Source organism: Halomonas rhizosphaerae (genome assembly GCF_030010555.1).
GTDB classification, from domain to species: Bacteria; Pseudomonadota; Gammaproteobacteria; order Pseudomonadales; family Halomonadaceae; genus Halomonas; species Halomonas rhizosphaerae.
In genome coordinates this window covers 17,528-27,305 of sequence record NZ_JASCQP010000042.1, presented here as the reverse complement: position 1 = coordinate 27,305, position 9,778 = coordinate 17,528, and the positions used below count along the sequence as shown (strand labels likewise).

At 66.9% G+C, this 9,778-nt stretch carries 11 protein-coding genes; 7 read left to right on the top strand and 4 right to left on the bottom strand.

Annotation, left to right across the window (positions count from 1 at the left end):
- Both QLQ83_RS17520 and QLQ83_RS17515 read left to right on the top strand, forming a co-directional pair.
- On the top strand, positions 1 to 910 hold a 910-nt coding region (locus QLQ83_RS17520; RefSeq protein ID WP_282733855.1), incomplete at its 5' end, for an IS3 family transposase.
- Between the two features lie 183 nt (positions 911 to 1,093).
- Complete coding sequence (locus QLQ83_RS17515; RefSeq protein WP_282736802.1) at positions 1,094 to 1,450, top strand: phasin family protein; 357 nt, start codon at positions 1,094 to 1,096, stop codon at positions 1,448 to 1,450.
- A 104-nt stretch (positions 1,451 to 1,554) separates the two neighbouring features.
- Here the strand turns inward: QLQ83_RS17515 and QLQ83_RS17510 are convergent, their stop codons facing one another.
- A complete protein-coding gene (locus QLQ83_RS17510; RefSeq protein WP_282736801.1) occupies positions 1,555 to 2,178 on the bottom strand; it encodes a phosphoribosyltransferase in 624 nt (207 codons plus the stop codon).
- Positions 2,179 to 2,429: 251 nt separating this feature from the next.
- On the opposite strand from QLQ83_RS17510, the gene QLQ83_RS17505 reads away from it, so the two are divergent.
- Positions 2,430 to 3,293, top strand: coding sequence for a hypothetical protein (locus QLQ83_RS17505; protein ID WP_282736800.1), 864 nt, complete (start codon positions 2,430 to 2,432; stop codon positions 3,291 to 3,293).
- A 179-nt stretch (positions 3,294 to 3,472) separates the two neighbouring features.
- Positions 3,473 to 4,936, top strand: coding sequence for a uracil-xanthine permease family protein (locus tag QLQ83_RS17500; RefSeq protein WP_282736799.1), 1,464 nt, complete (start codon positions 3,473 to 3,475; stop codon positions 4,934 to 4,936).
- Between the two features lie 161 nt (positions 4,937 to 5,097).
- Here QLQ83_RS17500 and uraD read toward each other — a convergent pair whose 3' ends face one another.
- A complete protein-coding gene (gene uraD, locus QLQ83_RS17495) occupies positions 5,098 to 5,622 on the bottom strand; it encodes a 2-oxo-4-hydroxy-4-carboxy-5-ureidoimidazoline decarboxylase (protein WP_282736798.1) in 525 nt (174 codons plus the stop codon).
- Between the two features lie 228 nt (positions 5,623 to 5,850).
- Between uraD and uraH the strand changes: the two genes are divergently transcribed.
- The 3 genes from uraH to QLQ83_RS17480 all read left to right on the top strand — a co-directional run bounded on the left by uraH (position 5,851) and on the right by QLQ83_RS17480 (position 8,269).
- Complete coding sequence (gene uraH / locus QLQ83_RS17490; protein WP_282736797.1) at positions 5,851 to 6,204, top strand: hydroxyisourate hydrolase; 354 nt, start codon at positions 5,851 to 5,853, stop codon at positions 6,202 to 6,204.
- 50 nt (positions 6,205 to 6,254) lie between these two features.
- Positions 6,255 to 7,457 carry a urate hydroxylase PuuD gene (locus QLQ83_RS17485; protein ID WP_282736796.1) on the top strand — a complete coding sequence of 401 codons (1,203 nt, stop codon included), beginning with the start codon at positions 6,255 to 6,257 and terminating at the stop codon, positions 7,455 to 7,457.
- An 80-nt stretch (positions 7,458 to 7,537) separates the two neighbouring features.
- Complete coding sequence (locus QLQ83_RS17480; RefSeq protein ID WP_282736795.1) at positions 7,538 to 8,269, top strand: GntR family transcriptional regulator; 732 nt, start codon at positions 7,538 to 7,540, stop codon at positions 8,267 to 8,269.
- 4 nt (positions 8,270 to 8,273) lie between these two features.
- Here the strand turns inward: QLQ83_RS17480 and QLQ83_RS17475 are convergent, their stop codons facing one another.
- Positions 8,274 to 9,152, bottom strand: coding sequence for an SMP-30/gluconolactonase/LRE family protein (locus tag QLQ83_RS17475; protein ID WP_282736794.1), 879 nt, complete (start codon positions 9,150 to 9,152; stop codon positions 8,274 to 8,276).
- On the bottom strand, positions 9,149 to 9,763 hold the full coding sequence (locus QLQ83_RS17470) for a 2-dehydro-3-deoxy-6-phosphogalactonate aldolase (protein ID WP_282736793.1): 615 nt from the start codon (positions 9,761 to 9,763) through the stop codon (positions 9,149 to 9,151). Before QLQ83_RS17470 ends, QLQ83_RS17475 begins: the two co-directional genes overlap by 4 nt.
- Between the last annotated feature and the right edge of the window lie 15 nt (positions 9,764 to 9,778).

The following is a 9,778-nucleotide window of genomic DNA, read 5'->3' as shown; positions in this document are numbered from 1 at the left end:
CCTATCTAAAAAAGCTCGATGCCTTGACCCGAGAGAAGTGGGCGACGACACGGGGCAAAAAGCCCAAGCCGTCCAAGGGTTAAGGCATGAGCACCCACTGGCGCTGCTGCTACGTGCGGCATCGCTACCGCGCAGCACGTTCTACTACCAGCTCAAGGCCCTGGGGGCTGGCGATCCGTATGCGTCTCTGAAGGCGCGTATCCAGGCGATCTATGATTACCACAAGGGACGCTATGGCTATCGCCGTATCACCGCTGTGCTGCGCCAGACAGGCGAGGCGGTCAACCACAAGACCGTCCAGCGGTTGATGCAACAACTGGGCTTGAAGTCCCTCGTTCGCCCCAAGCGGTATCGGGCTTATCGAGGAGCCGAGGGCTACGCCGCCCCGAATACGCTACGGCGTCGGTTTCAGGCCCAAGGACCGAATCAACGATGGGTGACCGACATCACCGAATTCAAGGTCGATGACCAGAAGCTCTACCTGTCACCGGTCATGGATCTGTATAACGGCGAAATCATCGCCTTCCAGACCGGGCCACGACCGGTATTGGGCCTGGTGAAGCACATGTTGAGGAGCGCCTTCGACCGGCTGAGGCCGGGTGATCGGCCTCTATTGCACTCGGATCAGGGATGGCATTACCGGCACCCCAACTATCGTCGCCTGGTGGTGGAGAAACGGATACTGCGCAGCATGTCACGGAAAGGGAATTGTCTGGACAATGCCGCCATGGAGAGTTTTTTCGGCACCCTGAAAGCCGAGTACTTCCATCTGAACCGGTTCGACACCGTTGAGCAGTTGCAGCAAGGCATTGCCGACTACATCCACTACTACAACCATCAACGGATCAAGCAGAGACTAAAAGGCCTGAGCCCCGTGCAATACAGGACTCAGGCCATGGCCGCCGGTTAAGAGAACTAACCGTCCAACGATTGGGGGTCAGTTCACCCGGCCGGGCGTCGTTGTTCATGGCCGACGGCGTGGTACTGGACGGATATGTCCCTCTTCATGTTGCGCCGCACAAAAAGGCCTGCTATGTTGCAATGCAGCACCGGGCGACAGGCCCTGGAGTCCCACCACAAATGGAGGTGTTTCATGAGCAAGGCAACCACCCAACAGGCCACCGAACAGTTCGAGTCCATGTTCGTGGCACCCGCACGCAACTTCGGCGCCCTCAACCTCGACTACACCGAGAAGCTGGTCGCCGCCCAGTTCGACGCGGTCCGTGCCCTGGCCGACATGGGCCTGGCCCAGGCCCGCGGCTGGCTGGACGTGCGTGACGCCGACAGCCTGAAGTCGGTCGTGCAGTCCCAGCAGAAGGCCACCCAGGACATGGGCGAGCGTCTGCGCGGCGACGCCGAGAAGATCATGAGCCTGAGCCAGGAGTACGTCCAGAAGAGTCAGAAGCTCGCCGAGGACGGCGTCAAGGCCGCCACCACGGCAGCCAAGTAAGGCGACAGGCCATCGAGCATGGCAAGCGCCGGCTCCGGCCGGCATTCACGGGTCGTCACCCTCGGGTGGCACCCGTGTTCTTTTTTGCGGGCCTCCTGACCCCCTCAGCCGTGTTCGCTGCCCAGCAGCGCGATGACTTCCTCGTCCTCCACCTGCCTGAAGTCGGCGAAGAACTGGCCCACGGCCTGAAAGTTCCAGGGCATCTCCAGGCAGACCACCTCGTCGGCCAGGGTCTCGAGCCGTGCCACGGTGTCCGGCGGAGCCGCCCCCATGGCGGCGATCAGCGTCTGCGGACCCCGTGATCTCAGGGTGCTCAGGGCCGCCGCCATGGTGGCCCCGGTAGCACTGCCATCATCCACCACCACCACGATGCGTCCCTTCGGGTCGATGGGGGCACGCACCGGCGTATAGCGGCGGCGGCGCTCCTCGAGCAGGGCTCGCTGCCGCTCCGTCTCGCGGGTCACCGCCTCCTCGCGGTACCGCCGCGCCGTTTCCTCCAACGCCACGCTGCCATCCTCGCTGACCGCGCCGATGGCAAATTCGGGATTGCCCGGTGCCCCCAGCTTGCGTACCAGCACCACGTCCAGGTCGCCCTCGAGGGCATCGGCGATCAGTCGGCCCATGGGCACCGCGCCCCGCGGGATGGCCAGGACCAGGGGGGCTTGCCCCTTCAGGTGGGAGAGGCGTCGAGCCAGGCGCTCGGCGGCATCGAGGCGATCACGGAACATGTCGGTGCTCCTGATTGGGAAGAGGTGTCTCCAGTGTAGGCCGCCACTCCTGCTGTGCGAAACACTCGTCCGGCGCGGGTGTCGACCTTGTCGCGCCTCTCAGTGTGGTCAATGGAAATTGTTTCCGGTATACAAAATATTTGTGTAGTGTTAGACATATTGTCGGGCCGAGTGTCGTCCAAGCGTCGCGGGCACGCCGGCCCGGCAAGCAAGACCGTCTCGCTACAACACCAACAACCGGAGATGCTTCCATGCTCGATAGCCCCTCCCGCCAATGGGCCGCCGGTGCTGCGCTCCTGGCCACGCTCGCGACCGGCGCGGCCCAGGCGGACGACTGGAGCGATACCGCCATCGGCTACCGCTACGGCACCCAGTTCCACGAGCCCGGCAATTCCGGCCGGATGGCAAAGCACGTCCTGCAGGTCACCCATGTCAGCGGCTACGCGCTTGGCCAGAATTTTCTCAACCTCGACCTGCTGCAGTCGGACAGTGCCGACCCGGCCAGTGGCAGCAGCAGCGGCGCCACCGAGGCCTACCTCGTCTACCGTCACCAGCTTCACGCCGGCAAGATCCTGGAGGCGCCGATCGCCTTCGGCCCGGTCAGGGACATGGCACTGACGGTCGGCGTCGACCTCAATACCAAGAACACGGCCTTCGCGCCGCGCAAGCGCCAGCTGCTGGTGGGGCCGACCCTCAAGCTCGATGTGCCGCGCGGCTTCGTCGACCTCAGCCTCCTCTACAGCCATGAGTGGAACCACTGCGGCCTCGAGGCCTGTGGCCTGCCCGGCAACCGTAACAGTCTCTCCTTCGACCCTTACTACCAGCTCAGCCTGGCCTGGGGGTTGCCGTTCGAGGCGGGCCCGCTGCCGATGAAGTTCCAGGGCTTCTTCAACCTCAACGGCGAGAAGGGCGACGACTATTTCGGGGTGGCCACCGAGACCGAGCAGCTGATGCGGTCCAGCCTGATGCTGGATGTGGGGCGGCTGGCCTGGGGTGGCGAGAACACCCTGTGGGTCGGCGCCGGCTATGAGTACTGGCGCAACAAGTTCGGCAACCACGGCAAGCCGGGCGTGGATACCGATGCCTTGATGTTCCAGCTGGAGTGGCACCTCTAGGCCGGGCGCGACCGGCGATCACGGGGCTCCCGCCCAGCTGACGGCTGTCGGGAACCCGGACAGCGCCGGACTATGATTGTGTACGACTATGTGAGTAAGTGCATTTCAAAGTGTGCGACAGTATGCCAGGGTATTTTGTATACAAAAATATGAAGACAACAACAGCAGTGGTCTTACCCATGCAGACAAACCCCAGGAACACCTCGATCTTCGATTTCCACGGCAAGCCACCGCTACCCAAGGCCTTGCCGATCTCCCTGCAGCATGTCCTCGCCATGCTGGCCGGTGTCATCACGCCGCCCATCATCATCGCCGGCGTGGTGGGCGCGACGCCCGCCGAGAAGCTGCTGCTGATCCAGATCGCCGTGCTGGCCTCCGGGGTATGCACGCTCTTCCATCTCTACGGTGTCTGGAAGTTCGGTGCGCGACTCCCCGCCATCTTCGGGGTGGGCTTCGCCTATGTGCCCACGCTCATCGCGGTGGGCGGCCAGTTCGGCATCGAGGGTCTCATCGGCGCCCAGCTGGTCGGCGGCATCACCATGATGGTGGTGGGCTACTTCATCCAGTACATCCGACACCTCTTCCCGCCGGTGGTGGCGGGGACCGTGGTGCTGGTGATCGGCCTGTCGCTCTACGACATCGCCATCCGCTACATGGCGGGCAGCGGCAACACCGACGCGCCGGGGTTCGGGGCGCCCATCAACTGGGCCGTCGGCCTGGTCACGCTGCTCACGGTCCTGGTGGCCTCCCAGTTCGGCAGGGGGGTGGTCAAGCTGTCGGCCATCATGGTCGGCATCCTGGTGGGCTACCTGCTCTCGCTGGCCCTTGGCATGGTCAGCTTCGCCTCCGTGGCGGAGGCCGAGTGGGTCGCGGTGCCGGAGGTGATGCCCTTCGAGATGGAGTTCCATACCGCCGCCATCGTGTCCATGGTCGTGATCTGCGTGATCAACTCCGTGCAGACCATCGGCGACCTGTCCGCCACCACCGTGGGCGGCATGAACCGCGAGCTGAAGACTCGAGAGCTGACCGGCGGGTTGCTGGGGAACGGCCTGACTACGGCCGTGAGTGCCTTCTTCGGGGCCCTGCCGACCTCCACGTTCAGCCAGAATGTCGGGATCGTGGCGATGACCAAGGTAATCAGCCGCTATGTGCTGGCCATCGCCGGGCTGTTCATGATCCTGGCCGGCCTGAGTCCCAAGTTCGGCGCCATCATGACCACCATTCCCTACCCGGTGCTGGGCGGGGCCACCATCATCGTCTTCGGCATGATCACCATGACCGGGATCCAGCTGCTCATCAAGGATGAGCTGTCGGCCCGCAACATGACCATCGTGGGGCTGGCGCTGGCGCTTAGCCTGGGGATCGCCCAGGTGCCCGCCGCGATCGAGCAGTTCCCGGCGATGCTGAAGAACCTCATCGGTGGGGCGCCCATCGTGGTGGCGGCCATCACCGCCTTCGTGCTCAATATCGTGCTGCCCCGCACCTCGCTGGCCGACGAGGCCCGGGAGCGCGAGGAGATCGCCAGGGCGGATGCGGAGGCCGCCGGCCAGACCGAGGGTGGCCCCCATGCCGAGGAGATCGGTGCTGCCGGGCGGGAAGGCGCCAGGGCCAGCCGTGCCGCGGGGGGCGCGCGAGGCGGCTGAGGCGAGTGCCGCGTGATCCGCCTTGCCGGGTGGGAGAAGCCCCCGTCCGGCAAGGCTGCAAGCGAGCAGCCGACATCTCGGCTGCTCGCTTGCGTTCGGGGAGCTCAGCGGGGGCGGGGCCCCTCTTAGCGGCCGGCGGGCGTGCCGGAGGAGCCCCTCGCTCAGTTGATCCGGGCGTCCAGGCGGAAGCGAGCGATGCGGTTGATCTGCTCGATGGCGGTGCGGCGCTCATCGGCCGGGTCGTTGGGCAGGCGCGCCTCGAAGGCGGCAAGGATGGCATGACGGTCGCTGCCCTTGACGGCCATCACGAAGGGGAAGCCGAACTTCGCCTTGTAGTCGGCGTTGAGGCGCTCGAAGCGGGCCAACTCCTCGGGCGTGCACTGGTCGAGGCCGGCGCCGGCCTGCTCGCGGGTCGAGTCGTCGGTCAGCTCACCGGCGACGGCTGCCTTGCCGGCGAGGTCCGGGTGGGCACGGATCACCTCGAGCTGGCGTTCGGGGCTGGCCTCACGCAGCACGGCACCCATCACCTCGGCGAGCCCCTGGGGGGTGTCCTCGGCGGAAGACAGGCCGCGCTGCCAGGCGAGCTCGGCGACCCAGGGAGAGTGCTCGTAGATGTCGCCGTAGTGGGTCACGAAGGCCTGCTGGTCCAGCCGGCTGGGACGCGGGGTGAGGATCTTGTCGGTCATCCTGGGGGCTCCTCTGCTTGGTGTTGCGGCCTGGTGGCGCACGCGGCGGCGGGCAGGCCGTGGTGGGTGATCGAAGTATCTCGATGCCCTTTCCATAAAGTGTATACAAAAAAATTTTGAAATGTACCCCAATAAAGGCTAAAACTGTCCTCATTGTGGACTTCATGATGCCTGCCCGGTCAGGGCAGCGCCAGGCACGTACCGACGCGACACGCAAAGGAGAACCCCATGGGATACCTGACCACTCATGTGCTGGACACCGCCCAGGGCCGCCCCGGCCAGGGCATCCGCATCGAGGTCTTCCGCCTCGAGGGCGAGACCCGCACCCGGCTCAAGGAGGTCGTCACCAACGATGACGGGCGCTGCGATGCCCCCCTCCTGGAGGGCGGCGACTTCGCCACCGGCGAGTACGAGCTGGTCTTCCACGCTGGCGACTACCTGCGCGCCCGGGGCATCGAGGCCGAGGAGCCGCGCTTCCTCGACGTGATCCCGCTGCGCTTCGGCGTGGCCGATGCCGGGCAGCACTACCATGTGCCGCTGCTGCTCTCCCCCTATGGCTATTCCACCTACCGCGGCAGCTGAGGGGCGCCACCGCCTTCCTCCACAACAACACGCAAGACGAGGTTCCCCTCATGCAAGCCTATCTGCTGGATTTCACCAACTTCATGCTGCGCTGGCTGCACGTCATCGCCGCCATCGCCTGGATCGGCGAGTCGATCTACTTCGTGATGCTGGACAACAGCCTGCGCACACCCAAGGCCGCCGAGGACCGGGAGAAGGGCGTCTTCGGCGAGATGTGGGCGGTGCACGGTGGCGGCTTCTACCATAACCAGAAGTACGCCAGCGCCCCCGCCAAGCTGCCCGAGGACCTGCACTGGTCGTTCTGGAAGGCCTATACCACCTGGCTTACCGGCTTCGGCCTGTTCGTCATCCTCTACATGGTCAACCCGAGCTTCTACCTGGTGAATCCGGGCAGCGACTGGGCCTGGGCGGCGGGCATGAGCGGCTGGCAGGCCAATGTCATGGCGCTGGCCTTCCTGCTGGCCGGCTGGGTGGTCTACAACGAGCTGTGCAAGCGCATCAGCCCCGACATGCAGCGCGACGGACTGCTGAGCATCGCCGTGGCGGTGATGATGGTGGTGGTGGCCTACCTGAGCAGCCAGATCTTCTCGGGGCGTGCCGCCTTCCTGCTCACCGGCGCGGTGATGGCCACCGCGATGTCGGCCAATGTCTTCTTCTGGATCATTCCCGGCCAGCGTCGCATGGTGAAGGCGATGAAGGCCGGCGAGACGCCGAATCCCCTGGATGGCAAGCGCGGCAAGCAGCGCTCGGTGCACAACACCTACTTCACACTGCCGGTGGTGCTGCTGATGATCAGCAACCACTACTCCTTCGCCTATTCCCATGAGCTGGCCTGGGTGATCATGTCGCTGTTCATCTTCGCCGGCGCCCTGATCCGCCAGTACTTCGTGCTGATGCATGCCGGTCACAAGCGCCCGGCCTATCCGGTGGCCGGGGTGGCCCTGCTCCTGGTGGCGTTCTGGATGGGGGCCCCCTCCGGCGGCGGCCAGGCCAATGCCACGGCCTCGTCGGGCCCTGACCTCGATGAGGTACACGCGATCGTCGAGGCGCGCTGCGTGGCCTGCCATTCCCGCGAGCCGACCCAGCAGGGCTTCAATGCGCCGCCGGCCGGCATGGCCTATGACACCCTCGAACAGCTCCAGAGCCAGCAGGCGAAGGTCAAGGAAGTGGTGGCAAGCGGCTACATGCCGCTGGGCAACATGACCGGAATGACCGAGGAGGAGCGCGAGACCATCGCCGCCTGGGAGGAGTGAACCGGCCGGTCGCCGGCAGGCCGCCGATATGTATACAATGATCGCGCATGCCGGTGACGAACAGGGGAGGAGGGGACTCGATGAACCAGCGCCAGACGGTTGACGAACGTGGCGGCGCGGGCCGACCGGGCAAGAATGGGGACGGTGCCGAGCGCCACGAGGAGATCCACCGCTCGATCAGTGACGCCATCATCGAGCACCGCCTCAGGCCCGGGGCACGCCTGCGCGAGGACGCCCTGGCCGAGGTCTTCGGCATCAGCCGGACCGGCATCCGCAAGATCCTCCAGCGCCTGGCCCTGGAGCAGCTGGTCACGCTGACCCCGCGCCGGGGAGCCAGCGTGACCCGGCCCACGGCCGACGAAGCCAAGGACGTGTTCGACGCCCGCCAGATGGTCGAGTGCGGCCTGATCCCGGAGATCGCCCGGCGCATCACCGATGACGACCTGCACGAGCTTCGCGACATGGCCCGGCGCGAGCGCCAGGCCCTGAAGTCCGGCGAGCAGAGCACGGCGATCCGGCTGTCGGCGGACTTTCACGCCCGCCTGGCACGCATCGCCGGCAATGCCACCCTGGCCGACTTCGTCGAGCGGCTCTGCTCGCGCTCCTCGCTGATCCTCGCGGTCTATGGCAACCCCGGCCACCTCGGCTGCGAGTCCCACGACCACGACGACCTGATCGTCTACCTGGAGGCCGGCAACGGGGAGCGGGCCCAGGCCTTCATGGGCCGCCACCTCAAGGCCATCGAGGCCTCGCTCTCCATCGTCGAGGAGGAGGCGGAGGCGCCGGACCTCCACCGCATCTTCTCCGACTGAGGGCTCAGGCCAGGCGCAACGTCGGCTCGGCGAGGCCCGGCACCCCGGGGGCGGCGACGAAGAGGTGTCCGGCGTCGGGCTCCTCCCGCCACCGGGCCGCGTCCATGCCCTCCCGCGCGGTGGTGATGTAGAGCCGGTCGAGGCGTTCCCCGCCGAAGGCCGGGCAGGAGGGCTGCGAGGTCGGCAGCGTGATGGCGTCCACCTCGCGGCCCTGTGGGTCCAGGCGCACCACCCGGCCGGCCCCCCACAGGGCGAGCCACAGGTGCCCCTCGGCATCGACCACGGCCCCGTCGGGGTTGCCCGGCTGCGCCGAGAAGTCGGCCCAGGGCGCCGGTTCGCCCAGGGGCCAGCCCTCGCGGTCCAGCGGCCAGCGCATCACGACCCCGCTCGCGGTATCGGTGAACCAGGCGACCTCACCGCCGGGGGAGAAGCAGATCGCGTTGGGGATGGTCAGTCCGGCGCGCAGCTCCACCAGGGTGCCGCGGTGCAGGCGGTAGAGTCGTCCGGCCCCGAGCTCGGCACCCTTTCCCATGCTGGAGAGCCACAGGCTGCCGTGGCGGTCGACCCGGCCGTCGTTGCCGCGTGTCAGCGGGTTTCCGGCCTCGAAGTCACAGAAGCGCTCCAGGACACCGGTTGTCGGGTCGAAGCGCGCCAGGCGATCCTCACCGACCAGCAGCATGCCACCTCCCGCGATGGGCACCGCCAGCGAGACCATCTGGTCGAGCGCGCGGTGGCCGGTCTCGCCGCTGGCGGGGTCCAGCCAGTGCAGCCGGCGGCCGAGGATGTCGCACCAGGTAAGGCGCCCAGAGACGGCATGCCACTGGGGCCCCTCGCCGAGCTCGCAGCCGCAGGCGACCGCCACCCTGGCCGTGGCGCCATTCATGTTGCTTCGCCGTCGGCCGCGCGCCAGGCGGCGACCAGCGCCCTGGCCCGTTCGCCCACCTCGGCGGCGGTGAGGCAGGGCGTGTAGAGCGCGCTGCCCAGGCCGGCGCCATCGATGCCGGCGGCGCGCCAGGCGCCGAAGTTGTCCATGCCGATGCCTCCCACCGCAAAGAGCCTGGTACCCGCCGGCAGCACGGCGCGCAGGGCACTCATGCCCTCGATGCCGACCTGTACCGCCGGGAACAGCTTCAGCCCGGTGGCGCCCGCGTCCAGGGCCTCGAAGGCCTCGGAGGGGGTCACCACGCCGGGCCAGGATTCCATGACCAGGTGGCGGCTCTCCTCGATCACCGCCGGGCGGCAGTTGGGGGAGACGACCAGGCGTCCGCCGGCGGCGAAGACGTCCCGCACCTGGCCCGGGGTCAGCACGGTGCCGGCGCCGATCAGGGCCCGGTCGCCCAGCGCCCCGGCGAGCCGGCGGATGCTCTCCAGCGGGTCAGGGGAGTTAAGTGGCACCTCGATGCGCTCGATGCCGGCGGCGAGCAGGGCCTCGCCGACCTCGATGGCATCACTGGGGGTGATGCCGCGCAGGATGCCGATCAGGGGAAGGGTCATGGTGGCGCTCCATTC

Coding starts and splice junctions, on each gene's coding strand:
- QLQ83_RS17515 (WP_282736802.1), top strand. CDS start 1,094: ATGAGCAAGGCAACCACCCAACAGGCCACCGAACAGTTCGAGTCCATG.
- QLQ83_RS17510 (WP_282736801.1), bottom strand. CDS start 2,178: ATGTTCCGTGATCGCCTCGATGCCGCCGAGCGCCTGGCTCGACGCCTC.
- QLQ83_RS17505 (WP_282736800.1), top strand. CDS start 2,430: ATGCTCGATAGCCCCTCCCGCCAATGGGCCGCCGGTGCTGCGCTCCTG.
- QLQ83_RS17500 (WP_282736799.1), top strand. CDS start 3,473: ATGCAGACAAACCCCAGGAACACCTCGATCTTCGATTTCCACGGCAAG.
- uraD (WP_282736798.1), bottom strand. CDS start 5,622: ATGACCGACAAGATCCTCACCCCGCGTCCCAGCCGGCTGGACCAGCAG.
- uraH (WP_282736797.1), top strand. CDS start 5,851: ATGGGATACCTGACCACTCATGTGCTGGACACCGCCCAGGGCCGCCCC.
- QLQ83_RS17485 (WP_282736796.1), top strand. CDS start 6,255: ATGCAAGCCTATCTGCTGGATTTCACCAACTTCATGCTGCGCTGGCTG.
- QLQ83_RS17480 (WP_282736795.1), top strand. CDS start 7,538: ATGAACCAGCGCCAGACGGTTGACGAACGTGGCGGCGCGGGCCGACCG.
- QLQ83_RS17475 (WP_282736794.1), bottom strand. CDS start 9,152: ATGAATGGCGCCACGGCCAGGGTGGCGGTCGCCTGCGGCTGCGAGCTC.
- QLQ83_RS17470 (WP_282736793.1), bottom strand. CDS start 9,763: ATGACCCTTCCCCTGATCGGCATCCTGCGCGGCATCACCCCCAGTGAT.